Origin of the sequence: Streptomyces yangpuensis (genome assembly GCF_001005295.1) — a bacterium.
In the GTDB taxonomy this organism is placed as follows: domain Bacteria; phylum Actinomycetota; class Actinomycetes; order Streptomycetales; family Streptomycetaceae; genus Streptomyces; species Streptomyces yangpuensis.
The window spans coordinates 221,639-245,414 of sequence record NZ_LBMK01000008.1 but is presented as its reverse complement, the minus strand read 5'-3'; the positions used below and the strand labels follow the sequence as shown (position 1 = coordinate 245,414).

Sequence of the window (23,776 nt, the reverse complement as noted above, 5' to 3'; positions counted from 1 at the left end):
CGGCGGGGCGGCCGGTCGCTGCTCGGTGCGGGGTGGCGGCCCGGCCCTCGTCGTCGGGTCAGGCGCCCACGCCGAGGACGGTACGGATCAAGGTCCGCTGGGCGTCGGACAGGCAGGGGTCCTGGAGGTCGAGCACCTCGTCGTCGACGGTGATCCGGTAGCGGTAGCCGTCGGGCGCGGGGGCGACGGCCCGCTGGGCGAGCTCCTCCAGATCCGCCGCGTCCGGGCGCCCGGACGTGTCGAGTGCGCTGAGCTTCTCCAGGCCGCCGGCGAAGCCTCCGGAGCGGGTGACCGTTATCAGCATGGCCGTTCCTTCCTGTTCGCTGGTGAGTCGTACGGTCTGCGCATCGCAGCCACTGCCGCGCATGCCCCGAACACCGGCGCGCTGTCACCCGGCGGGCGCCGGTCCGGGGGAACGGCCGGAAAGCGCCGTGCGGCGGCCGACGCCTCAGCGCGAGCGCTCGCTCTCGGGCCGCGTCCCGCGCGGCAGACGCCAGTGCTGACCACCCTCTTCAAGCCATGTGAGGCATCCGGAGGCCGTCACTCACACTGTCCTTTCCGGGAACGTCCGAATATCGATCACCGACGGGGAACACCGGCTGCCCTCCCATCAGTTCATCGGGTGGAACCGGGGGGCGGGCCCGCACGGCTCGTCCCCGACCGGGCAGATCCATGGGCAAGGAGACACCGTGCGCATCCTCTTCACCGGCCCGGCCTCGGCCGGGCACCTCTTTCCGATGATCCCGACCGCGCAGGCCTTACGTGCCGCCGGGCACGAAGTACTGTTCGCGGGCTCGCCGCCACTGCACCAGTTGCGCCAGGCAGGTTTCCCGATCGTCGAGATAGGCGACGGCCGCACCATCCAGGAGGCGTTCGAGCAGCAGAACAAGGGCGAGGAAGTACGTTACGTCGCGCCCGACCTGACCTCCGACCAGATCCTCGACAGGGCGGCTCACGGTTTCGCCCTCCTGTCCCGGTCCACCGTGGACGGTCTGCTGGAGGTCGCCGACAGCTGGGGCGCCGACCTGCTGGTCTACGACTCCTTCCAGGCGTCGGCCCCGCTGGTCGCGGCCAAGCTCAAGATCCCGTCGGTGATCCAGAACTTCGGCGTGACCTCCGGCCAGGACATGGTCGGCCGGCTCGCCGCCAACTTCACCGAGGCGTACGAGACGTTCGGCGTGGACGGCCCGGCCGAGCCCACCGCGCTGAACATCGTCCCCGCCTCACTCGGCGGCGACCCGGGCGGCCTGCGGATGCGCTACCTCCCGTACAACGGCGGCGGTTTCGTCCCCGTCGGACTGCTCCGCCGCGGCACGCGTCCGCGCGTGGCCGTCACCCTGGGCACGGTGCTCACCGAGATGGACGGCGTCAACGCCATCGTCCGTCTGATCGAGGCCGCCGCGTCGGTGGACGCCGAGTTCCTGCTCGCCGTGGGCGACGCCGACATCACGCCGCTGGGCACCCTCCCGGACAACGTGCGCGCGCTGCCCTGGGTCCCGCTCGCCGAGCTGCTGACCGCCTCGGACGCACTGGTCCACCACGGCGGCTCCGGCACCCTGCTCACCGCCCTCCAGGCCGGCCTGCCCCAGCTCCTGCTCCCGCAGGGCGCCGACCACTTCATCAACGCCGACGCCCTCACCGCGACCGGCGCCGCCCTGCGTTCCGCCTCTGACGAGGTCGATACCGCACTCCTCACCCGGCTCATATCCGACCCGGCCCTGCGCGAGGGCGCCGACCGCCTCCGCGCGGAGAACGCCGCCCTGCCGACCCCGGCCGAAACGGTCCCCGCCCTGGAGGCCCTGACCTCCGCCTGAGGCGCCGCCCTCCGCGACGCCACGGAATCCCGGAGGGCTGATGACGAGGCCCGGGCAGGTGCTCCCCTGCCCGGGCCCAGGCCGACGGCGCCGCGCCGGTGACGAGGAGGCGGCTGCCAGGTCAGGAGGCGTCGCGTGGCCGGGTCAGGGCATCTCGTCGGGGTCACAGCTGGCCCGGCGCAGCCCGATCGTACGAAGGGCCCGCATCAGGGCCTCGTGGTCCCCCTCGCGCACGATGTGCACGGCTCCCTCCACCATCAGGCCCGACACCGCACGGGGCACCCGGGTGGCGGCGGTCCGCAGCACCACCCCGCTGGGCGGGTCCAGATCCCTCACTCCCCGGAACACCCGCAGGACCCCCGCGTCCGAGTCGATGCTGTCGAGCCCGGCGGGCAGGGCCAGGACGGTGATGTCGGGGAGCAGGACGCGGGCGTGCGCGAGAGCGACCGCGGGGTCGTCGGCGTGCGACACGACCTGGAAGTGCGGGTTGCGCTGGATGCCCGAGCGCAGCAGCTCCAGCTGCTCGCCGTCGGGCACGCCGACCACCAGGACGGTCATCACCCTCCCATGGTGCTGTCCCGCGTACCGCGGGGCGACCCGGGAGGGGCGGGAGCCCTGACTCAGACCGCCGCCGACTCGTCGGCCGGCTCCGGACGCAGGCTCCGTACGGTCTGCGCGGGCGGAAGGTGCCGGGCGGCCTCGGTGGCGGTGTACGAGGAGGCGAAGGTGAAGGCGCGGGGGGACGGCCCGTGCTCCCGCAGCTCGGCCAGCCGGTCCAGCGCCTCACCGACGGTCGGCAGATGGCCGGCGGGCACCCACCACAGCACCATGTGCGCCTCGACGTGCCGCTCGAACCATTCGCGGCGCCGCCGCATCACCTCCAGGTGCCCACTGCGGTAGGCGAAGTCCCACAGCGCCTCCTGGCTCTCCCACACGGACAGATTGACGATGACGTCCTCGCCCGCCGGGCGCAGGCCGGTGGCGTCGCTCTCCCCCTCCCCGACGAGGCGCCATACGAAGCCGGGCGCTCCGTCGGCGGCGGCGTTGACCGGGTCGAGCGCCTCCACGAACGGCGCGATGCGCGGGTCGTCGATGGGGTGGAGGAGCGTGGCGACGTTCAGCTGGGCGAGGTGGGCGGCCCGCGTGGGTTTGGTCATGACCTCATCCCAGCACGCCGTCCATTTCTATGTCAATGTTCATTGGTTTTAGAAACCTCCACCACCACGCAGCACTCCCCCGGCCGGGCGTCCATGCGGGCACGGACCGGGCCGTCGGTACCGATCAGCCCTTCCAGCAGGGCGAGGTTCATACCGCAGACGAGCGGCGGGAAGCGCTCGGCGACGGTGTGGAACGGGCAGTTGCGCATCCGCACGACACCCCCGAGGCCGCCCTCACCGCCCTCACCGCCCTCGCCTTCCTCGCCGGCTTCGATGTGCGGCTCGTAGCCGCGGGCGGCCAGCAGCCCCATGGCTTCCGCAAGGTCCCCGCAGGGCGCCGCCGCGCCACGAAGGGCCTCGCCCCGGCGACGCGCGGCAGCGCAGAGCCCGGCATCCAGTCCGGCCTCCTCCGCGACCTCGGCGAGCAGCTCGGCGGCGGTGCGGTAGTCACGGGCGGGCAGCGAGACCGACCGCTCGACCAGGGCCCGCGTGTACACCTTGGCCGGACGGCCCGCCCCCGGCCCCGAGCGTCCGGTCAGGCGCCGACTACCGCTCTCCAGCAGCCCCGCCTCGGCCAGCCGGTCCAGGTGGTGCGCGGCGAGCGTCCGCGCCACCCCGACCGCCTCGGCGGCCTCGTTGCGGCCGACCTCGCGTCCCTGAGCCGCCACGTACTCGTACAGCCGACGGCGCACCGGATCCTGCAGCACCGCGATCACGTCGATGTCCTTCATGCAGCCATTCTAGAAACAACGCAGATTGGAGATAGAAATCGGTGCTACCGGGCTTCGCCGTCTCCGCGCTGGGTGACGGCATGGCCGTGGTGGCGGTCGGCTGGCTGGCTGGCTGGCTGGCGATCGAACTGGCGCCGGCCGCTGACCGCGCCGTCTGGGTGGCGCTCGCGGCAGCCGCTTGCACCCTGCCCGGGGCACTGAACGCCGTACTGCTCGGCCGCCTCCTCCACCACCGCAACCCCGCCCGACTCGCGGCCTGGAACGCGACGTTACGGGCTGGCGCACTGAGCCACCGCCAACTCGAAGTTGCAGCTCAAAGGGCTGGTGTGTTCGGATCTCATGGATGCCCAGTGCAGTTGGAAGCTGCGCCCGTCCGTGATCGTCACCAGCGACGCGAAAGGTCTTCCTGCGCTACTGGCGGCACAGCAGCGCCTACCTACTCCGCATCTTCGACGGCCCCGGACACGGCGGTGAGATAGCGGCTCAGAGTTTCGAGGCTGTCCGGAGTGAACGGGTGCTGCCGCATGAACTGGCGGAGTTCGGACTCCGACAGCCAGCTGTGCCACATGATCTCGTCCGGGTCGGGTTTCAGGTCGGCGAGTACGACGGCCTCATGGACCGCGAGCCAGTGGGGGCTGAGGCCCCCGTGGTTCAGGAACTCACGATGAAGCGGACCGGTACCCGGATGCCGAGCTCCTCGGCCAGTTCACGGGCCGCGGCCTCCTGATAGGACTCGCCTGCGGTGACAGCGCCGCCGGCCACCACCTCGTAGTGCCCTGGGAACCGTGACACCCCTTCGGAGCGGCGATGCACGAGGACCCTCCCCGCGCGATCCCTGTACACCGTCACAGCGATGCGATGCAACCAGCCGTGACGAACGGCATCACCGCGGCTGACGACCGCCAGGACCCGGTCCTGCTCGTCAACGTGCTCCACGAACTCATTCATGCACTTCACGATCGCAGGCAGCCGAATGCCAGATCCAACCGCCCTGTGCAACCTCGCATCACGGTAGAACTGCAAAACGCAAGCGTATGTCCTGCCTGTGGAGGCGGATGCCCTCCGCTTCAACGAACCGCTGGGCTCTGCGGCACAGCCCGGCGGGCCCGACCGGGATGGGCGATTCCGCCCTGTCGGTCCTCACCGCCGCTCGCCGTCGCCGGCGTGGAGTACGGCTGCGGCGATCTCCCGCACCCGGTCCAGGGTGATCCCCGTACGCTGCTCGACGGCGAGAGGGTGATCGGTGGGCTCGAGCTCCACGAAGGGGCGCTCGCCGACAGGGCGCGTGTGGACGAGCGTCTTCAGGTTGAGGGTCGTGGTCGGGTAGACCGGCAGATCGGTGGTGAGCCAGCCGAAGGAGGGCTCTTCGGCCTCGCGGCCGGGGGTGTCCCACAGATCTGCCGCCCGGGAGAAGTTCTCGCGACTGAGCGAGACCCAGACGCCCCAGGAGAACACCTCGCCGCTGCCGATGACCGGTATCTCGATCATGCCTTTGACGAAGTAATGCTGCCCGCGGATGATGCACTGGTCCGAGGACAGCAGACAGTCGTCGGCCTCGGCGAAGGACGGATCCCACACGGCCGGGGCCTCGGCGGTGTAGTTCATCGGCAGCTCAGGGTGGTGAGCCCCGCAACAAGCGCAGGCGAATCCGCGATCACTGGTCATAGTGCTGGAGCCTAGCGACGGCTCCGCTCCCACCTCCCTGCAGGCCGACTCTCGCGCTCAGTTGTCCTGTGCCATCGGCGTCGCCGATGCGGCGCTTCCGTCCGGGAAGGCGTTGACCGTGAAGTTGGCCGCACATGCCGTCCTCGGGTCACTCGGCAATCGGCGTCGGCTGCCCGTCCGGGGACAGCGATGCGCGCCGGCGCCGGAGGCCCCGGCTTGTGTCACCGTTCGCGGTGGTGTGTTCCCCGTACCCGCTCAGAGCGGTCAACGGCGCACCTGATAGCGCAGGTGAAGTACCCGGTTGCCCTGAATCACCACGTCAGGATCCTCCAACAGGTGCTGCGCGTGGACCGACCCGAAGTAGCGCCTGCCGGACCCGAACACGACGGGTACGACGTCCATGCGCACCTCGTCGACCAGGCCCGCGGCAAGCACCTGGCCACCGACGTCGCCAGCGGCGACCTCGACGATGCGATCGCCCGCAAGCTCCTGTGCCTTGGCGACGGCTGCCTCGACGCCGTCGACGAAGTGGAACGGCGCCTTGGGGTCCCAGCCCTCGGGCATGGGCCGGTGCGACACGACGACCACGTGATCGATCCCGCTCGGCGGTTTTCCGTCCCAACCGTCCGTCAGGTCGAAGACGCGGCGGCCGGCGATCGTGACCCCGACCTGGTCCCAGTACGGCCGGGTGTAGTCGAATGACGTCTGCGACACCTTCAGCGCGCCGCTCTCGTCCAACGGGACGTCACCGCTGACCAACCAGTCGAACAGCGGTCCGGGCTGGTCATTCTCGTCGGCGACGAAGCCGTCCACCGACACCGAGCTGTACATGACCACCTTGCCCACGGGCCTCTCCTCTGCTTCGGGGGCCCCAAATTAGCGAGTCGTGAGCCGCCCCTCCTGTAAATCCATCGGCGGGCACATCCCGGTTCGGAATCGGCCCGACGGACCCAAGCACGGCTGCTCACCGGCCGGTCCAGGAAATGCAGACGATCTCTTGTACGGGCCGGTCGCTGCGCGGCTGCGGTCGGAGCCGGACACAAAAGCAAGAACGGGCGGGGCGGACTGGCCGGGCTGCCGGATCAGGGTCTGCGGCTGCTGGACCTCACATCCCCCGATGCTGCGGGCGCCCAGAACACCGCCGCTGCCGAAATCCCGTGGAGCTCAGCTGCGTGGCGTGGAATGCTTTTCGGCGACTGCTGACGGAAGAAAAAGGCTCAGACCGTGTACGTACCGCCCTCCGCGCGAGCTCTCGATGATGACGAGCGTGAGCTCGTGGAGCTGGCACGCCGCACCATAGACGCGCATACCGACGCCGGGCCCGACGAAGACGGGATCCACACGATGGGCGCCGCGGTCATGGCCGCCGACTACCGGATGTTCGCCGGCGTGAACCTCTACCATTTCACCGGCGGCCCCTGCGCCGAACTCGTGGCTCTGGGAGCCGCACGAGCCCAGGGCGCCCGCCAGATGCGCTGCATCGTTGCCGTGGGAAACCACGGGCGCGGGGTCATAGGCCCGTGCGGGCGCGATCGGCAGGTCTTCGTCGACTACTACCCCACCATGCGCGTCATCGTGCCCACACCCGCGGGGCTCAGGTCCGTTCTCGCCGCCGACCTGGTGCCGCTGTCTCAGCAATGGACCTGGGACGGCATGAACGGTCTCGACCCGTCGCTCTGCCAAGACCCCGAGACGGCCGGTCCCCCGATCATCCGGTTCAACCCCCGCTACCTCGAAGCCGTCCGCTCCGGCGCCAAGACCAAGACCACCCGCTTCCGGGACCCGGCCCAGCTCGGGCCGGCACGGCTGGTGTTCGAGAGCGACCCCGAAGTCGTCCTGTCGGCCGAGGTGACCGACATCAGGCACTGCCTGGTCAGCGACCTCACCCACCAGGACGCCCGAGCCGAGGGGCTGACGACCGCAGCCGAACTCCGGGAATGCCTCAAGGGCCACTACCCCGATCTGGCGGGAACGGACGAAGTCGACGTCATCACCTTCCAGATCAACGAGGCAGACGCCGCTTGAACCACTCGCCCCGCGGAGGCACCTGCGAAGGCTGGACCGCAGGGTGACGAGGAGCACGGAGTCCCCGCCGCTTCAGGCAGCCCCACCTCAGGCAAGCACCCTCCGCCAGCTCCTCGATGCCGCTGCCCCTGCCGGTGCCGGTGCCCGTCCCGGTGGCGCCGAGGAGCGGCCGGCTGCCCGTCAAGTGGGCCGCGCACGCTCCAAGCGGTCGTTCCCGCCACCGCCGGTCGCCGCCTGCCCTCGTGCCGTTTCCCCGATGACCTCGTCGACCTGCAGGAGGCGTGGCTGCGTACGTACGCCTCGCTCGCGCAGGTGCCTGCCGGGGGTGGCGTCACCGCGCTGCGGCGGCGGCTGATCGTTTTGTCCTGCCGATTGCATTCCCATCCCCACTGGACGGCCCCCACCGGGTGGCGGGACGGTGGCGTCGAGCTCCGTCGGGCTGCCCCTCGTCGCGCGGGGCGGGGCGGGCGCCAGGCGGCCTGACGGGGCCTGCACCCGTTCGGGGGGGAAGATCCAACGGGCCCTGCCGCTCTCGCCCGGGGACGAGCCACGGTCTGTACAGGGAGAGCAGACTCGAAGAAGGGCACGGAACATTGCAGCTGAGGCGCATCGGAACGATCCTGGCCGCAGCCGCGCTGACCGTACTGGCGGTCCCCGCCACCGCCGACGCCGCGGCGATCGCCTGCGGCGGCGGGACCTCGACCGGCCGGGTGGCCCTCAACGGGTGCGTCAGCGCCGAGCGCGGCTCCGTCGGCAGGTTCCCCACGCGCGAGATCACGGCGTACATCAAGGCGCGCAACACCGGGACGAAGGGGGTCGACGTCGCCTATGAAGCCTTCTTCCGCGTCGTCGACGGCGGTCACTGGGAGAAGCTGGGCAGTGGTCGCACCCACGTCCGCGCCGGCGAGTCCGTCGGCCCTCTCGAAGTGGGGAGCAGCACCCGGGTGTGCGGCCCCGTGAAGGTCGAGATCCGCGTGCACGCCCGGGCCGGCGGCGCCGCCTGGAGCGGCTGGTCCGCGGCGGCGACCAGGCAGTGCCAGACCTGAGCGCGCGCGGGCGGAAACGCGTGCGTACGGGGCCAGCGCCGCCGGCTCCCGCACCGCGGAGGTCTTCCAGCAGCCGGGCCCCGACCACAGCGCGGCGGCCAAGAGCCGCCCGTCTCGGGTCGCCGCCACGCGGAGGGCGCCGGCGCGCGGCCGCTGCTGACGCTGGGCCAGCCGGAAACAGCGGGCGATCCTGCCTTCGCGGTCGGCGGCCGGGACCATCCACACCATGACCGGGTCCTCGGCGAAGGCCCGGGCCGGCAGCGCGGCGACGGCGCCCGACTCGGCGGGCCGGGCGGAGCGGATGCCGTACCCGCCCAACGGCACCGATGGATGTCTGCTCATACGGTCACGGTGGCCAGCCGGGCCGGGCCGTCCCCGTCGGGCGGCGTTGGACACGCCGTACGGCACACCGTACGAGCCACCCCTCACCGGGCCGCGCGCTGCCGGACGGCGCAGCAGTCCGCGCGAGCCCGTGTCGGTGCTGAAGAACACCGTTTCCGTCGCGCCTCCAGGGGGAGCTCCACCACCTCCTGCGCAGGTGCGGCGGGTGCGCGGGCCGTTCGGCTGTCCATGGCGTTGTCCCGGGCAGAGGAGGCGAGTTGGAGGTGCGGGCGTTCGGCCGGGGGGTGGCGTCGGCGCCCCGAGGCCGAACCGCGCGGCACCGATCGGGCCGCTGGGCCCGCTGGGGCCGCCAGGGCGCAGGGGGGTGCCCGGTGCGCGACGGCGGCCGGTCGGGGTGAGTCCGGGGGGCGTTCGGTGTGTCTGCACGCCCCGGGCGGCCGGGCTCCCTTGAATGGGCAGCCTCCTACGGAAACGGGCACCGTATGACCCTCCCCGCATCGCACCAGCCACCGGCGACCGCCGCGAGCCGGTACACCCGCCGGTCCGTCCTCACGGGCGCCTTCGCCCTGGCCACCGCTGCGGCGCTGCCCGTCGCCGCGGCCGGGCGCGCGTACTCGGCCGCCGGCCCGGAGATCATCGGCTGCGCCGCCTGGGGGGCGCGGGCCGCGTCCGAGCCCGTCGTCGTCCTCGCCAACCGCCCGGAGCGGATCATCGTCCATCACACGGCGACAGCGAACGTGACGGACTATTCGAGGCAGCGCGCCATCGCCCTCGCCCGGGCCATCCAGACGTACCACATGGACGCGCAGGGCTGGATCGACACCGGGCAGCACTTCACCGTCAGCCGCGGGGCGTTCGTGCTGGAGGGCCGCCACAACAGCCTGGCCGAACTGAACTCCGGCCGGCGTCAGGTACGCGCGGCGCACTGCGTCGGGCAGAACACGGTGTCGATCGGGATCGAGAACGAGGGCACCTACACCTCGCAGGCCCCGCCCGCGGCGCAGTACGCGGCGCTCGCCGACCTGTGCGCCCATATCTGCGACCACTATGGCCTGCCCGCGTCGGAGATCTACGGCCACCGCGACTTCAACTCCACCGCCTGCCCCGGTGACCGCCTGTACGCCCTGCTGCCGGCCCTTCGCCGGGACGTGGCCACCCGCCTCGGCACGCCCCTGTCGGAACCGGAGCCCAACCCCGACGAGGATCCGGTGTGGGACCTGGTCCGCCAGACCACCGGCCGGCCCCCGGCCGCGACACTCGGTGAGTACCTCCCGGCCGGTCTGCTGCCCTGACGGGACGCCTCCCCGTGCGAGGTCCGGGCCCCGGCCCGGACCGTCGTCGGTGCCACCCGGCTCGTCCCCCTGGCCCAGGACGCACTGCGCGCAGGCGGCGCCCGGACCGGCTTCGCCCCCTCTCACCGGCGAGGCTTCCCCGACCGGAAGCGAACGGCGTGCCGGCGTGCCGGCGTGCCGGCGTGCCGGACCCTGTCCGCGGACGGCCGGCATACAGCGCCGCGCGGACCTGGCCGGTGCGATGCGCGCCACCGGTGCGGGCGCAGCGGCTCACCGAGGTGCGGGCCACGGTCAATGGCAGGCCCTGACCACAGGCGCTGACGACACCCGCTGAGGGCACGCGCCGAGTACACGGCCTACCCCGCCCGTCCGCCACCTGCCTACCCGGCCGTCCGCCGCCTGTCCACTGAGCGAACACCTCCGTCCCTTCGTTCACGGGGCTGTGCTCGGCCACCGGGGCGAATAACGTCGGGGCGGGTGGCCACTGCCGAGGTCCGCCCGCGTACCCGAAGGCAGGACGAGATGAACCCCTTGGCCGCCCGCGGTCCGCACAGCGTCACGCTGGCCACACGCGCCGACCGCAGCGTCATCACCCTCACCGGGGACATGGACCTCGACCACGTCGGACCCCTGCGCACGGCGCTCGTGGAGGCGTGCGCCACTCCCGGTGCTCCGCCGCGGGTGGTCGTCGACCTCGCGCGCCTCGACTTCTGCGACTCCGCGGGACTCAATGCCCTGCTCCACGCGCGGGCGCTGTGCGAGTCGAACCGGCGGACCCTGACGCTCACCGATCCCGGCCCGCAGTTCCACCGTCTGCTGTGCATCACGGGCACCGACCGGCTGTTCGACCTCTCCGTGTCCGGGGACTCCTATGGGCCGGCGGGCGGCGCACGGTGAGTGCGGTGAGTGCGGTGAGCGTCGCCGCTCAGCCCGACCTGAGCGTGACGGAGGGCGCCACGCCGTACTCCTGCCGGTAGACGGCGGCGAAGCGGCCCTGGTGGGCGAAGCCCCAGCGTCCGGCGATACCGGCGACGGTGGCGGTGCCGGACGGATCCGCCGGGTCCGCCGACCGGAGCTCGGCGTGGGCCCGCGCCAGCCGGACCCGGCGGAGGTGGCCGAGCGGGGTCGTACCGGCGTGCCGGGTGAAGGCGTACTGCACCGCGCGCGGCGTGACCGGGACGGAGGCGGCGATGTCGGCCAGGGTGATGTCGCGGTGAGCGTTGGCCTCGATGAACGAGACGGCGCGGCGCAGGGTGTCGCTGTGTGCGTCGCGCGTGTCCCGCGGGGCGGCCGCGTCCCCGCGGGCGGTGTTCGGCAGCGTGTGCAGGACCGTGGCCGCCAGGTGCTGGGCGGCCGTCGAGAGCAGCAGCCGGTCGGGGCCGTCGGCCACGGCGCTCTCGTCGAGGACGTGGTCGCGGAGGTAGGCGACGGCAGCGCCGAGCCGCCGGTTCTCCGCCGGGCCGACGGCCCGGGCTCCGGTGATCCGTACGTCGCCGCCGCCGGAGCCGGGGGCGACCCGGGCCAGCAGGCGGGGGTCGAACATCGTGATGGTGTACCGGGCCTCGCGCACCTGCCCCGCGTACGGCCGGTCGTGGGGGGCGAGGAGGAAGGTCTCGCCGGGCCCGTAGACCTCCTCGCGGCCGTCGGTGGTGTCCACGATGGTGCCGCTGTGCATCGACACCAGGCACACCTTGCCCAGGCAGCCCGCGTCGTAGCCCATCGTGTAGCCGAACGAGAGGCGGTCCACGCTCAGTCCGCCGGCTTCGGTACGGGCGATCCGCGCCCGGCTGTCCGCGGGGCGGCCGCCGATCTGCATGGGGGTGTACGCGGCGGACAGGAACGCCTCCGTGGCCTCCAGGTTGCCGCTCTCGAAGAAGAGGTTCGCCATCGTGCCCTCCCTCGCCGGCCCCCGGCACGGCCTGCCGTCGGATGTCGCCGCCTCCAGCACTTCCAGCGCCTCCAGTATGCCGTGGCCGGTCCCCGGCTACCGGCTAGGTGCCGGCGTCGAAGGTGACCGGGAGGCTCAGGGGGCCGCGCAGTCCGCCCGGGCGCCAGGGGATCTCGTCGGGGGCCACGGCGAGCGCGAGTCCGGGAAGCCGGCGCAGCGCGCTGCCGATGGCGATGTGGCCCTCCAGCCGGGCGAGCGGCGCGCCCAGGCAGTAGTGCACGCCGTGTCCGAACGCGAGGTGCGCGTTGTCCTGCCGGGTGATGTCCAGGCGGTCGGGGTCGGGGAAGCGTGCCGGGTCGCGGTCGGCGATGGCCGAGGCGATCAGGACGGTCGCGCCGCGCGGGACGCTCACGCCCGCGATGTCGACGTCCTCGCGGGCGAAGCGGGCGATGCCGGGGCTGACCGGGCCGTCGTAGCGGAGGAACTCCTCGACGGCGTCGCCCAGGAGCCCGGGGTCGGCCCGGAGGAGGTCGAGCTGTGCGGGGTGGGCGAGCAGCATGGCGATGCCGCCGCCGATCAGGTTGACCGTGGTGATGTAGCCGGCGGCCAGCAGCAGGAACACCATGGCGATGAGCTCGTCCTCGCTGAGCCGCCGCTGCTCGTCGCGGGCGGTGATCAGGCCGCTGAGCAGGTCGTCGCCGGGCTGGGCCCGTTTGGCCCGGATGAGGTCGGTGACGTAGGCGCGCATGTGCTGCCAGGCCTCGTTCACCACGGCGGGGTCCGGTGGCTCGGCGCCCCGCATGATCATGCGGTCGGTCCAGCGCTGGAAGTCGTGCCGGTCGTCGGCCGGAACGCCGAGCAGTTCGCCGATGACGGTGACGGGAAGCGGCAGGGCGAAGTCCGCGACGAGGTCGGCGTGTCCGGCCGGAGCGATGCGGTCCAGCAGCCGGTCGGTGATGGCCTGGACGCGGGGCCGTAGTTCCGCGACCCTTCGGGCGGTGAATGCCTTGGAGACCAGTCGGCGCAGCCGGGTGTGGTCGGGCGGGTCGCTGCGGAGCATGTTGCTCAGCATCGACTCGCGCTCGGTCTGGGGGAGCTGGGCCAGGAGCCGGGGGTCGGAGGCGTCGCGTACGTCGCTGCTGAGACGGGTGTCGGACAGGGCCGCGAGGGCGTCCTCGTAGCGGGTGACGAGCCAGGCGTCGAGGCCGCCCGCGATGACGACGCGACGTACGGGGCCCTCCTCGCGCAGTTTCCGGTACAGCGGGAAGGGGTTCGCGAGGAAAGCCGGGTCGGCGTAGGGGAGAAGGACGGGCCGCTCACTCATCGTGCCTCCAGGAATACGTCGCCGTAGCCATGGGAAGTGAGGATATGCGCCCCAGTCTCCACGAATGCAGCTTTTCGGTCATGGCGGACGACCCGTGGTCCTGCATGACAGCTCGTCAACCGCCCGCTCCGACACCGGCCTGACGGCCGGTCCATTTCCGAGGGACACGTGATCTGGGCCAAGGCCCGCTCCGGAAAGTATGATCAAGAAATGGCTGACATGACCGAAACTACGCCCGGCTGGCTGACCAGTGACGAGCTGGACATGGCCAGGGCCCAGATGCCGATCCTGTATGTCGAGGCAGTTCCCGTGCGCGTGAACGAAACCGGCGAGGTCACCAGCATCGGACTGCTCCTGCGGATCGGCACGGACGGGACGATCAACCGGACGTTGGTGTCCGGCCGCGTCATGCACCACGAACGGATCCGTGACGCGCTGCTGCGCCACCTGGAGAAGGATCTGGGCCCGGTGGCCCTGCCCCTGGTCCCGGCCTCCCTGCAGCCTTTCACGGTGGCCGAGTACTTCCCGACGGCCGGCATCACGCCGTTCCACGACCCCCGCCAGCACGCGGTGTCCCTGGCCTACGTGGTCCCGGTGACGGGTGACTGCCGTCCCCGGCAGGACGCTCTGGACCTGGTCTGGTTCAGTCCGCAGGAAGCGGCCTCGGCCGCCGTGCAGGGCGAGATGCCGGGCGGCCACGCGGTGCTGCTGAAGCAGGCCCTGGCGCACGTGGGGCACACGTTCTGAGAACGTCCCGCGCCGGTGGTCCGGCCGGGCCGCCGTCCGCACGAGGACGGTGGCCCGCGGGGCTGCGCGGGCACGGCCGGTACGGCCGCGGCGGGCGTGGCGCAGCGATCTGTGCGGGTTGCCGGGTAATGATGGCGCGGTGCGACTTGATCATGTGTCCTATGCCGTGGCCCGCGACAGCTTCGTCTCGACCGTCCAGTGGATCGGGTCGGCCCTCGGTGCCGGGTTCGTGGACGGGGGCGTGCACCCGCGATTCGGCACCCGTAATTTCATCCTCCCGCTGAGCGGCGGCACCTACGTCGAGGTCGTCACCACACTCGACCACCCCGCCGCCGACCGCGCACCCTTCGGCCGGGCGGTCGCCCGCCGCGCCGCCGAGGGCGGCGGCTGGCTCGGCTGGGTGGTCTCCGTCGACGACATCACCCCGGTCGAGGCCCGCCTCGGCCGCACCTCGTCCGAGGGCCACCGTGTCCGTCCCGACGGATTCGACCTGAGGTGGAAGCAGATCGGCCTGCTGGAGCTGATGGAGGACCCGCAACTGCCCTACTTCCTGCAGTGGCTGGTCCCCGACGAGGAGCGCCCGAGCGCCGACCCGCGCACCTCCACCACCATCCACGGGGTCTCGATCGCCGGCGACGCCGCCTCCATCGCGGAATTCCTCGGCGAACCGGCCGACCACCCCCTCGACCAGATCGACGTCACCTGGGTCGAGGACGAGGAACCCGGCCTGGTCGCAGTCGAGTTCGCCACCGCCAAGGGCCCGGTCACGATCTGACCGGGGCACGGCCGCGCCACCGGAGCGGCACGCTTCACGCCTGGGGCGACGCCGGGGTGAACGTGGTGAGGATCAGCAGGGTGTCGACGAGTTCCTCGGCGGGGGCGCCGGTGGCCAGTCGGCGCAACTGCTGGCCGAAGACGAGGGCCACGGCCACGCCGGCCAGGCGTTCGGGGTCCGGCACGCCCAGTTGGGTCAGGATCCGGGCGGCCAGCAGGTCGTAGGCGGCGAAGCACTCGGCTGCGGCGGTCCGCAGCCGTTCGTCACGGCCGGCCTGGACGTACAGCTCGAAGGGCGCGATGTGGCGGCTGTCGAAGGCGTTGCCGCCCGCGACCTGCGCCACCACCTCGGCCGCCTGGCCGATGTCGAAGTGCTCGCCGGAGCATTCGTCGGCGAGCGCCGTGAAGTGCCGGGTCTCCTCGGCCACGAAGTGCAGCAGGCTCTCGCGCAGCAGCTCGTGCTGGGTGGCGAAGTGGTAGGTGACGGAGCCGAGGGAGACCTCGGCCTCCTTGGCGATCCGCCGGTTGGTGACGGCCGCGATGCCGTCCTGCCCGATGATCCGCAGTACGGCGTCGATAATGCTCTGGCGGGTGGCGGATGCGTCGGGCATGTTCGCATTCTGCCCCATGGACCTCCGTGTTCTCCCCTGCGGGGCCCCGGTGGCCGGGGCCGGCCGGAGCCGGCCGGGGTGTGGACAAGCAACGCGGCGGTCCCTACTGTTCGATACTGTTCGTTCGAACGAACAGGTGAAGACCGTCGCAACGCCGCTACGCCGTACGGGAGTCGTCGTGAAGATGTCCGGATCGAACGTTCTGCTGACCGGAGCCACCGGAGGTATCGGCTCCGCCCTGGCCGGACGCCTGACCGCGGAGGGGACACGTCTCACCGTCACCGGCCGGCAGGAAGCCGCCCTCACGGCCGCCGCGGACGCCTGCGGGGCCCGGGCCGTGGTCGCCGACCTGGCCGTCCGGTCCGACGTCGTACGTCTCGCCGAGACCTGCGCCGACACGGACGTCCTCGTCGCGAACGCCGCCCTGCCCGCCAGCGGCGACCTCCTGGACTACACGGAGGAGCAACTCGACCGCGCCCTCGACGTGAACCTGCGGGCGCCCGTGCTGCTGTCCCGGCTGCTCGCCGAACACATGGTGGCCCGCGGCCGCGGCCACATCGTGCTGGTCGGCTCCATCTCCGGCAAGGCGGCGACCAAGTCGACCTCCCTGTACAACGCCACGAAGTTCGGGCTGCGCGGGTTCGCCCTCGCCCTGCGCCAGGAGCTCAGGGGCACGGGCGTGGGGGTGTCCCTGGTCCAGCCCGGCTTCGTCCGCGACGCCGGGATGTTCGCGGCCACCGGTGCCACCACCCCGAACGGCATCCGGACGGTCACGCCGAGCCAGGTGGCCGACGGCGTCGTCCGGGCGGTCCGCCGGGACCTGTGCGAGGTCAACGTCGCGCCGCCGGAACTGCGGGTACTCAGCGCCATAGCCGGGCAGTTCCCCGGCTTCGCCGAGCGGATCCAGGCCCGGATGGACGTCGACGGCTCCGTGCGGCAGATCGTCGACGCCCAGCGCTCACGCCGGTAGGGGTGCCTGTCCGGCCGGGATCCCCCCGGCCGGACAGGACACCGCTGGACGGCACTCACCCGTGGCCCCGCCGCCGGCCCCCGCGCCTCCATGCCGTCCCCCCGCAAACGGAGAGCACTGCTGTGCCGGGCGAACACGGTCCGAGCAACGGGTACGGGGCCGGGCCCGCCGGGGCCCGTGGTTTTCACCGGCCCACCGCCCGGAGGCCGCGGGGCACGGCCGCGCGCGCGGCCTGGCTCAGGCTCGCGTCCGGTCGCCGGTACCGGGGTCCCCCGCCCGCATCAGGAGGTGGCCGCGGCGGAAGCGCTCCTCACTGCCGGGCTCCCGGAGCATCCGCCCGATCTCCGCGAACCCGGCCTCGCGGGCCATCTCCGCGAGGTCGTCGACCGGCCATCGGTAGGCGGTCGTGACCTTGTGGTCGAACGCCGTCACCGGACCGCCCTCGGCCTCGAAGAAAGCCAGCAGGAGCGTCCCTCCCGGGGCCAGCACCCGGCGGAACTCCGCGAAGTAGGCGGGCAGTTCCGCCGGTGGGGCGTGGATCACCGAGTACCAGGACACGATGCCGCCGAGCGCGCCGTCGGCCAGATCCAGGGCGTCCATCGACCCGATGCGAAAGCGCAGGCCGGGGTGGGTCGCGCGGGCGAAGTCGACCATGCCGGGCGAGAGGTCGACGCCGAAGACGTCGAGCCCCAGGTCGCGCAGGTGCGCCGTGACGTATCCCGGACCGCATCCCAGCTCGGCCACGGGCCCGCCGCCGGTCCGCGCGAGGTCGGCGAACGCGGCGATGACCGAGCGGTCCAGCGGGACGCCGTCGAGCCAGTCGCGGGCGAGATCCGCGTAGAGGGCGACGACCGCGTCGTAGGCGTCGGACGTCGCCCGGAGGTGCGCGGGGCGTTCGGTCACGAGGAGTACCGGCCCGAGGCGGTCTCCTTCACCACCCGGGCGAGGTATCCCTCCGTGGTCCCGGCGGCGGGGAGCACGATCCACTGGGGCACGCGGTACGGGTGCCGCTCGTGCACCCATGCCTCAAGGTCCGCGACCCGCTCCGTGGCCGTCGTGAAGGAGACCCGGTAGCCGCGTTCGTGTCGCAGAGTCCCGTTGTCCCAGTGAAAGAGCGTCATCCGCGCCTCGACGTCGGCGGCGGCCGACAGCCTGGCCTCCACCGCGCCCTGCGCGATCTCGTAGGCCTTCGCCTCGTCGTTCACGGTCGTCCGCGCGATCACTATGCCCGCCACGCCGGTCCTCCTCGATCGGTAGGCCCCCACCCTACTGCCGGAACTCGCCTGCGCAGCACGGCATTCAGCGGGTCTCTCAGCCGGCCAGGGCCACCAGCCTTCGGTACGCCAGCTGGTCCGCGCGCCTGGCGGTGAGGTGGACGTGGACGTCGGCGAGCTGCTCCTTCAGGGTGGAGAAGCCGGCCGCGTAGGCCTCCTCCAGCTCACCGGCCGCCGGCGGCATCCAGAAGATCAGCAGGAGCTCGTTCCTCCGGGTGCCTTCCGGGCTGGCGAAGGACAGCACGTGGACGACCAGCCGGGGCTCGTCGGAGGGCAGTGCCTGCACCAGCTCGTCATGGGTCAGGTTGCCCTCCAGCTCCGGGAACAGGTCGGCATCCGGGGAGTCCGGCAGGCGGAGGATCACGGTGTTGATCTCCCGCAGCTCCCTCAGGTGCCGGACGGCGGCGAGGCCTTCCTCCGACAGGCCGGTCGGGCTGCTCACGGGATCACACCCCTCGGTACTGGTCGGGCCGGGGCGGCGCAGGGAGCGTCCGCCGTCAGGTGTGGACGCGGCTGTTGGCGCCGTCGTGGCCGTCGGCGTGCTCGTCGTCGAACCAGTAGTCGCCTGCGGCGAGGTAGCGGAACGAGTGGGCGCTGCGGGCGGGCAGTGCGACGGTAGCGGCGCGGGTGCCGTCGCCGCGGGACTCCAGGGGGTGCGCGGCGGGGTTCCAGTGGTTGAAGTCCCCGACGACGCTGACCGGGCCGTCCGGAGTTCCCTCGGGGAGGATGAAGGTGACCTGCGTGCGGCCCTTGAGCTGCTTGCGTTCGAGCACTGAATGACTCCAGCCGTGGAGGAACGGGGAACCGGCCCGTGCATCCTCACGCCGACGCCCGTGCGGTGCGGCGGTACCGGGCCGCGCGGTGGCCAGAAGTCACCCGACTGGCCGCCCGGCTGACCCGGGCGAGCCCGGCGGCAGGTGCGACGGCCGTGGCACGCGTGGCCGGATCGAACGGCTGTGCTCGGCGCCGAATCCGGGTAGGAGCTGGAGCTGTGTGGCGCGGCAGAGGCCGAACGCGGCACCAGGCGTACGGTTCGGGGAGGAACTGTGGCACTGCTCGGTCAACTGCCCGCGCTCATGGGCGTCGTGGCCGGTTCGCTCGGCTCCTACGCCGTGCAGACCCTGACCGAGCGCCGGCGGTGGACACGGCAACGCCGGGAGCGGTGGGACGAGAAGCGCTTCGAGACGTACGCCGCCTGCCTCGGCTACTCGGACGTGGTCGATCCGCGGGCGCCGGCCGAGGGCCTGCCCCTGCTCGCGGACGCGGAGTCCCGCCGCGCGACGCCTTCTACGAGAGTGCGCGGCGCGACCTCGGCATCGAAGGGGCTCCCGCGCCGCCGGGGCAGTGGCCGCGCGCGTGGCGGGCCGAGCTGTCCGGGTGAGCTCGCTCCGGCCGCGCGGGCGGTCCGCCGCGCGGCGGACCGGTCCCGCTCGCGTCACCGGATGTCGGCCGAGCCGGGTGCGGCGGTGGGGTGGGCCTCCAGTTGCGCCTTCAGGTTGCGCAGGGTGGTCCGGATGTTCTTCCGCTGGAACTCGGCGAAGGTGTGCCCCTTCGTCGCGATCCTGTCGAACGCGTTGGCCACCGGGTCGGGCCAGGCGCGGCGGTCGTCGGTCCACGTCTCCGTCACCTCGGTGCCCCCCGGCACGGCGGCGAAACGATACTCCCAGGTGGCGATCGGGCCACGCAGCCACGGGCGGCGCAGTCCTATGGCGTGGACCTTGAACCGGAAGACCTCGCCCGGTTCGGCGGCAGTCACCGTGCACCGGGTGGTCCAGCGGAACGGACCGCGCTTGTTGCGGCCGTCGAAGACCATCCCGGGGCGGGTCGCCGTGCCGGGTCCCTCGGCCAGGGTCGCACCCAGGTTCTCCGGACTCCAACGGCCCATGAGGGCGGGGTCGGAGACGTGCTGGTAGACCGTCGACGGGTCGGCCGCGACGACGACGGTGTCATGGACGCTGAACGTGCGGGGCATAGGGCTCCCTCCTCGGCGCACGACGGTAGCGGCCGCCGCCCCGCCCGGCAGCGGTGGGGATACGACAGGGTGGGTGAGTCTCGCCACTACCAGGTCGTCTCTTTCGGATCTTGCCGATCAAACCCGCGTCGCCCGTGCGAGGTCGTCGGCCGTGCCGCGCCGGGCCGGACGTTCCCGGGGGGCCGAGCCCGCGGTGATTCGTACGGAGAACTGCAACCCAATCGGGTCCTGCGCCGGAAGTGGGGGCGAGGGGCCGCAGCCGTCGGGGCCCTCGGCATGGATGCTCTTCACCGTCCGACACACACGTCATGGCCAAGGGATTCGCTTTGAGAAACGCACCGCGCTGGGCCCGCTGGATCGTTCCGCTCGCGTTGCTGGTCGTCTGGCTCGGCATCGGCGGGACGCTCGGCCCGTACGCGGGGAAGCTGGGCGAGGTCGCCACGAACGACCAGGCGGCCTTCCTGCCGCGCAGCGCCGAGTCGACGAAGGTCATCGAGGCCCGGAAGGCGTTCGAGGGGGCGCAGTCCGTCCCGGCCATCGTGGTGTGGACGGCGAACGGGGCCCAGGTGAGCGCCGGGCAGCAGGAGGCCGCCGCGCGGGCCGTCGGGGACCTCGCCGGACGGCCGGGGATCACCGCCCCGCCCTCACCGGCCGTCGTGTCCGCCGACGGGCTCGCCGTCCAGTCCGTCGTACCGCTCGCACCCGACCTGGGCGAGGAACTCCCGGCGGTCCTGGACGAGGTCCGGGAAGCAGCGCAGCGGGTGCCGGGCACCGCGGTCGGGATCGCCGGCCCGGCGGCCACCCAGGCGGACCTGTCCGACGCGTTCGCGGGCATCGACGGGCTGCTGGTGGGGGTGGCCCTCGGGGCGGTGCTGCTGATCCTGCTGCTGGTCTACCGCAGCGTGCTGCTGCCCCTGGTGATCATCGTGAGTGCGGTGTTCGCGCTGGGCCTGGCCTGCGCGGTGGTGTACGCGCTGGCCGACCGGGGTGCCGTCCGCGTGGACGGGCAGGTGCAGGGGATCCTGTCGATCCTGGTGATCGGGGCTTCCACCGACTACGCCCTGCTCGTCGCGGCGCGTTTCCGTGAGGAGCTCGCGGTACGGGGCGACCGGGCGGACGCGGCGCTGGCCGCCGTGCGTCGGTCGGCCGGGGCGGTGACCGCCAGTGCGGCGACCGTGGCCCTGGGGCTGCTGGCGCTGCTGGCGAGCGATCTGACGAACAACCGGGCCCTCGGGCCGGTCGGCGCGATCGGGATCGTGTGCGCGGTGCTGAGTTCCCTGACCTTCCTGCCCGCCGTCCTGGTCCTGCTGGGCCGCACCGCCTACTGGCCCGGCGTACCCGGGCCGGCCGACGCCGACGCCTCGGCCGAGGGCCACCGGGTGTGGCGCCGTATCGCGGACCTGATCGACCGGTCGCCGCGACGCGTGTGGGTGTCCACCTCCGTCCTGCTGGTGGTGCTCGCCGGCTTCTCCCCCGCGCTGTCGTCCAAGGGCGTGCCGCTGGACGAGATCTTCGTCAATGACGCGCCCTCGGTCGGCGCCCAGCAGACCCTCGCCCGGCACTTCCCCGGCGGCTCGGGCAATCCGGCCGTCGTCATCGCGGCCGCCGACCGGGCCGCGGAGGTACGGGCGGCGGCCGAGGGCACGGACGGTGTTGCCACGGTCGTGCCCGTCACCGCGAGTGGCGGACGGCCGGGCACGGGGACTCCGCTGGTCGTGGACGGACGCGTCCGGCTGGACGCCACGCTGGAGGCGGCGGCCGACAGCGAGGCCGCGAAGCGGACGGTGCAGGAGCTGCGGGAGCGTGTGCACGCGGTGGCCGGGGCGGACGCGCTGGTCGGCGGTTACACGGCCCAGCAGTTCGACACCCAGCAGACCTCGGCCCGCGACCGCACCGTGATCGTCCCCGTCGTACTCGGCATCATCCTGCTGATCCTCGTCGCGCTCCTGCGTTCCGTGCTCGTGCCCGTCCTGCTGGTGGCGACGGTGGCGCTGAACTTCCTCGCGACGCTGGGGGTGTCCGCGCTGGTCTTCGGGCACCTGCTGGGCTTCAGCGGCACGGACGCGTCCGTGCCGCTCTACGGGTTCGTCTTCCTGGTCGCGCTCGGCGTCGACTACAACATCTTCCTGATGTCCCGCGTACGCGAGGAGAGCCTCGCCCTGGGCACCCGTGAGGGTGTGCTGCGGGGGCTCGTCACCACGGGCGGCGTCATCACGTCCGCCGGTGTCGTCCTCGCCGCGACGTTCGCCGCCCTGATGGTGATCCCGCTGGCGTTCCTCGTCCAGATCGCCTTCATCGTCGCCTTCGGCGTCCTGCTGGACACCCTCNCGCCCTGATGGTGATCCCGCTGGCGTTCCTCGTCCAGATCGCCTTCATCGTCGCCTTCGGCGTCCTGCTGGACACCCTCGTCGTCCGTTCCCTGCTGGTACCGGCGCTCATCATCGACATCGGCCCGCGCGCCTGGTGGCCCAGTGCGCTGAGCCGGCCCGGTACGGGATCCGGCCCGCGGACCGCGCCGGCGGCGCGGGCGCGGTGATCATCCCTCCGGCCACGGCGTCCCGATGGTGTGGGGGGCGGGGTCCGCGAGGCCGGCGAGGGCCACGGGGTACGGGGCGAGGCCGAGGAGCGCCGCGGCGGCTCCGGCGGTGATCCGGTGCCACAGACCGGCGTCGCCGATCATGGCGTGGCCGCCGCGGGTCATCCTGACCCCGTGGACCCGTGCGTCGGCCGCTCGGGCGCGCGTGAGGTAGGACCAGGTGTCCGCCGCCCGGGTGATGCGGTCGTTCTCGTCGTGGAGGGCGACGACCGCGCGGGCGCGCAGATGGGCGGTGGGTTCGTCCGGCGGGCACCAGGGGGCGAGCGCGACGACTCCTCGGACCTGCGGGTCGTCGGCGGCGCGCAGTGCGGCCCGGCCGCCCATGGAGTGCCCGACGAGGACGACGGGGACCGGTCCGGCGACGGCGCGGAGTTCGTCCAGGGCGCGGCGGGCGTCGGCGACCGGGTGGGCATGCCGGCCGTTCCAGCCGCGGTGGCGGTAGCGGACGTGGGCGACGAGCACGTCGGGGTGGGTGGTGGTGCGTGTGAGGGCCGTCGCGAAGGGCCGCATGCGCAGGCCGGGGAGGTTCAGCCGGGTCGGCGGTCGCAGGGCGTCCGCCCGGCCGCCGTGCAGCAGCAGGACCGCGGCGGACGCCCCTGGCGACAGCCGGTGGCCTGGGGCGGGTATCAGGGCCGGCTCGGACCGCTCCCGGTCCGCGTGGCCGCCTCGGTCGTCGGTGGTCTCCGGTGACGGCGGCTGGTTCACGTCTCATCTCCTGCGTTACGGGGGTGCCGGGGCGGACGGGGCGGACAGGGCGGACGGGGGAGGAATCCGCTGGTGCGGGCGGCGTACTCGGCGTAGCCGGGACGGCCCGCCATGTGCTTCTCCAGCAGGCGCTTGCCGCTGCCGACGGTCAGCAGTGCCGTCATGACGACCGGGGAGACCAGGCTCAGGAGGGCCGACGACATACTCGTACAGGCGAGCAGGTAGATGCCCCACCAGACGAGGCTGTCGCCGAAGTAGTTGGGATGGCGGGTCCAGCCCCACAGACCCCGGTCCATGATGCGGCCCCGGTTGGCCGGGTCCTCCTTGAACCGGGCCAGCTGGTGGTCGCCCACGGCCTCGAAGCCGAGCCCCGCGGCCCACACGATCAGCCCGAGCACGCCGAGGAAGCCGACCGGGCCGCCCCCGTACGAGGCGACCTGGACGGGCAGGGAGATCAGCCAGACCAGCGCGGCCTGGAGGAGGTAGACGGTGCGCAGCGCGTACCACGTCCGGTTGCCCCGTGCCTTGTCCAGGAGCGCGGCGTAGCGCGGGTCCTCCCCGTGGCCGCGGGAGCGCCATGCGATGTGCGCGGACAGCCGCAGTCCCCACAGGACGGTCGCCGCGGCGACCAGCAGCCGTCTCTCGGGGTCTCCGTGCCCGGCGGACAGCAGGTAGGTGGTGGCGGCCACGGCGCTGAAGGCGACGCCCCAGGCGATGTCGACGACGCGGTGCAGGCGCAGGCGGGTGCCGACGGCGAACGCGGCGAGGAGTACGGCCGCCGCGACGGCCGCGCAGACCGCGAGGTTGGTGCCGAGGGCGCCCCAGGCCGTGCCGTTCACGACC

At 72.6% G+C, this 23,776-nt stretch carries 24 protein-coding genes and 3 pseudogenes; 10 read left to right on the top strand and 17 right to left on the bottom strand.

All coding sequences use genetic code 11. From position 1 onward, the window contains the following. Window positions 1-58 precede the first annotated feature (58 nt). Complete coding sequence (locus AAT21_RS30305) at window positions 59-304, bottom strand: protealysin inhibitor emfourin (RefSeq protein WP_030959959.1); 246 nt, start codon at window positions 302-304, stop codon at window positions 59-61. Window positions 305-689: 385 nt separating this feature from the next. Here AAT21_RS30305 and AAT21_RS30300 point away from each other — a divergent pair, with 385 nt between their 5' ends. Continuing rightward, window positions 690-1,814, top strand: a complete 1,125-nt coding sequence (locus AAT21_RS30300; protein ID WP_046780143.1) for a nucleotide disphospho-sugar-binding domain-containing protein — start codon at window positions 690-692, stop codon at window positions 1,812-1,814. 144 nt (window positions 1,815-1,958) lie between these two features. On the opposite strand, the gene AAT21_RS30295 is transcribed toward AAT21_RS30300, so the two are convergent. The 6 genes and pseudogenes from AAT21_RS30295 to AAT21_RS30270 all read right to left on the bottom strand — a co-directional run bounded on the left by AAT21_RS30295 (window position 1,959) and on the right by AAT21_RS30270 (window position 6,213). Then, window positions 1,959-2,375 carry a response regulator transcription factor gene (locus AAT21_RS30295; protein ID WP_157879819.1) on the bottom strand — a complete coding sequence of 139 codons (417 nt, stop codon included), beginning with the start codon at window positions 2,373-2,375 and terminating at the stop codon, window positions 1,959-1,961. Between the two features lie 59 nt (window positions 2,376-2,434). Next, window positions 2,435-2,971, bottom strand: a complete 537-nt coding sequence (locus tag AAT21_RS30290) for a DUF3291 domain-containing protein (protein ID WP_046780141.1) — start codon at window positions 2,969-2,971, stop codon at window positions 2,435-2,437. Window positions 2,972-3,003: 32 nt separating this feature from the next. Beyond that, window positions 3,004-3,702 (bottom strand): helix-turn-helix transcriptional regulator, encoded by a 699-nt coding sequence (locus AAT21_RS30285; RefSeq protein WP_046780140.1) that lies wholly within the window; start codon window positions 3,700-3,702, stop codon window positions 3,004-3,006. Between the two features lie 436 nt (window positions 3,703-4,138). Continuing rightward, window positions 4,139-4,650, bottom strand: a pseudogene (locus AAT21_RS40105) (NUDIX domain-containing protein). 192 nt (window positions 4,651-4,842) lie between these two features. Beyond that, window positions 4,843-5,307 carry a DUF2199 domain-containing protein gene (locus AAT21_RS30275; protein WP_046780139.1) on the bottom strand — a complete coding sequence of 155 codons (465 nt, stop codon included), beginning with the start codon at window positions 5,305-5,307 and terminating at the stop codon, window positions 4,843-4,845. A gap of 324 nt (window positions 5,308-5,631) precedes the next feature. After that, complete coding sequence (locus AAT21_RS30270; protein WP_046780138.1) at window positions 5,632-6,213, bottom strand: dihydrofolate reductase family protein; 582 nt, start codon at window positions 6,211-6,213, stop codon at window positions 5,632-5,634. 429 nt (window positions 6,214-6,642) lie between these two features. Between AAT21_RS30270 and AAT21_RS35025 the strand changes: the two genes are divergently transcribed. From AAT21_RS35025 to AAT21_RS30250, 4 genes are all read left to right on the top strand, one after another. Further along, the gene (locus AAT21_RS35025) at window positions 6,643-7,392 is read left to right on the top strand and encodes an ASCH domain-containing protein (RefSeq protein WP_063838163.1); all 750 of its coding nucleotides are present in this window, start codon (window positions 6,643-6,645) and stop codon (window positions 7,390-7,392) included. 593 nt (window positions 7,393-7,985) lie between these two features. Further along, window positions 7,986-8,438, top strand: a complete 453-nt coding sequence (locus tag AAT21_RS30260) for a hypothetical protein (RefSeq protein ID WP_235439277.1) — start codon at window positions 7,986-7,988, stop codon at window positions 8,436-8,438. An 824-nt stretch (window positions 8,439-9,262) separates the two neighbouring features. Then, window positions 9,263-10,072, top strand: a complete 810-nt coding sequence (locus AAT21_RS30255; RefSeq protein ID WP_046780137.1) for a peptidoglycan recognition protein family protein — start codon at window positions 9,263-9,265, stop codon at window positions 10,070-10,072. Between the two features lie 522 nt (window positions 10,073-10,594). Beyond that, complete coding sequence (locus tag AAT21_RS30250; protein WP_052758061.1) at window positions 10,595-10,969, top strand: STAS domain-containing protein; 375 nt, start codon at window positions 10,595-10,597, stop codon at window positions 10,967-10,969. Window positions 10,970-10,997: 28 nt separating this feature from the next. On the opposite strand, the gene AAT21_RS30245 is transcribed toward AAT21_RS30250, so the two are convergent. Together AAT21_RS30245 and AAT21_RS30240 are read right to left on the bottom strand one after the other, a co-directional pair. After that, window positions 10,998-11,960, bottom strand: a complete 963-nt coding sequence (locus AAT21_RS30245) for a helix-turn-helix transcriptional regulator (RefSeq protein WP_046780136.1) — start codon at window positions 11,958-11,960, stop codon at window positions 10,998-11,000. A gap of 103 nt (window positions 11,961-12,063) precedes the next feature. Then, the gene (locus tag AAT21_RS30240) at window positions 12,064-13,284 is read right to left on the bottom strand and encodes a cytochrome P450 family protein (protein WP_046780135.1); all 1,221 of its coding nucleotides are present in this window, start codon (window positions 13,282-13,284) and stop codon (window positions 12,064-12,066) included. Between the two features lie 210 nt (window positions 13,285-13,494). Between AAT21_RS30240 and AAT21_RS30235 the strand changes: the two genes are divergently transcribed. Together AAT21_RS30235 and AAT21_RS30230 are read left to right on the top strand one after the other, a co-directional pair. Beyond that, complete coding sequence (locus tag AAT21_RS30235) at window positions 13,495-14,031, top strand: NUDIX hydrolase family protein (protein ID WP_107081430.1); 537 nt, start codon at window positions 13,495-13,497, stop codon at window positions 14,029-14,031. Between the two features lie 139 nt (window positions 14,032-14,170). Further along, entirely contained in the window at window positions 14,171-14,806 is a 636-nt protein-coding gene (locus tag AAT21_RS30230; protein WP_046780133.1) for a VOC family protein, read from the top strand. 34 nt (window positions 14,807-14,840) lie between these two features. Here the strand turns inward: AAT21_RS30230 and AAT21_RS30225 are convergent, their stop codons facing one another. Then, window positions 14,841-15,416, bottom strand: a complete 576-nt coding sequence (locus AAT21_RS30225; RefSeq protein ID WP_046780248.1) for a TetR/AcrR family transcriptional regulator — start codon at window positions 15,414-15,416, stop codon at window positions 14,841-14,843. Between the two features lie 178 nt (window positions 15,417-15,594). On the opposite strand from AAT21_RS30225, the gene AAT21_RS30220 reads away from it, so the two are divergent. Continuing rightward, complete coding sequence (locus AAT21_RS30220; RefSeq protein ID WP_046780132.1) at window positions 15,595-16,386, top strand: SDR family NAD(P)-dependent oxidoreductase; 792 nt, start codon at window positions 15,595-15,597, stop codon at window positions 16,384-16,386. Between the two features lie 237 nt (window positions 16,387-16,623). Here the strand turns inward: AAT21_RS30220 and AAT21_RS30215 are convergent, their stop codons facing one another. The 5 genes from AAT21_RS30215 to AAT21_RS30195 form a co-directional block, all read right to left on the bottom strand. Continuing rightward, window positions 16,624-17,289: a class I SAM-dependent DNA methyltransferase gene (locus AAT21_RS30215; RefSeq protein WP_046780131.1), complete on the bottom strand. Its 666-nt coding sequence runs from the start codon at window positions 17,287-17,289 to the stop codon at window positions 16,624-16,626. Further along, window positions 17,286-17,621: a divalent-cation tolerance protein CutA gene (cutA, locus tag AAT21_RS38500; RefSeq protein ID WP_046780130.1), complete on the bottom strand. Its 336-nt coding sequence runs from the start codon at window positions 17,619-17,621 to the stop codon at window positions 17,286-17,288. The genes AAT21_RS30215 and cutA overlap by 4 nt, the downstream gene beginning before the upstream one ends. A 76-nt stretch (window positions 17,622-17,697) precedes the next feature. Continuing rightward, on the bottom strand, window positions 17,698-18,102 hold the full coding sequence (locus AAT21_RS30205; RefSeq protein ID WP_046780129.1) for a cofilin family protein: 405 nt from the start codon (window positions 18,100-18,102) through the stop codon (window positions 17,698-17,700). 55 nt (window positions 18,103-18,157) lie between these two features. Next, window positions 18,158-18,433 (bottom strand): isoamylase early set domain-containing protein, encoded by a 276-nt coding sequence (locus tag AAT21_RS30200; protein WP_046780128.1) that lies wholly within the window; start codon window positions 18,431-18,433, stop codon window positions 18,158-18,160. A 662-nt stretch (window positions 18,434-19,095) separates the two neighbouring features. Then, the gene (locus AAT21_RS30195) at window positions 19,096-19,632 is read right to left on the bottom strand and encodes an SRPBCC family protein (RefSeq protein WP_046780127.1); all 537 of its coding nucleotides are present in this window, start codon (window positions 19,630-19,632) and stop codon (window positions 19,096-19,098) included. Window positions 19,633-19,958: 326 nt separating this feature from the next. Here AAT21_RS30195 and AAT21_RS30190 point away from each other — a divergent pair. Further along, window positions 19,959-21,959, top strand: a pseudogene (locus AAT21_RS30190) (MMPL family transporter); the annotation flags it as partial. Window positions 21,960-22,024: 65 nt separating this feature from the next. Continuing rightward, window positions 22,025-22,168: pseudogene (locus AAT21_RS39470) on the top strand (hypothetical protein); the annotation flags it as partial. Here AAT21_RS39470 and AAT21_RS30185 read toward each other — a convergent pair. Continuing rightward, complete coding sequence (locus tag AAT21_RS30185) at window positions 22,169-22,858, bottom strand: alpha/beta hydrolase (RefSeq protein ID WP_046780247.1); 690 nt, start codon at window positions 22,856-22,858, stop codon at window positions 22,169-22,171. A 71-nt stretch (window positions 22,859-22,929) separates the two neighbouring features. After that, a complete protein-coding gene (locus tag AAT21_RS30180) occupies window positions 22,930-23,772 on the bottom strand; it encodes a DUF1295 domain-containing protein (RefSeq protein ID WP_046780126.1) in 843 nt (280 codons plus the stop codon). Window positions 23,773-23,776: the final 4 nt, after the last annotated feature.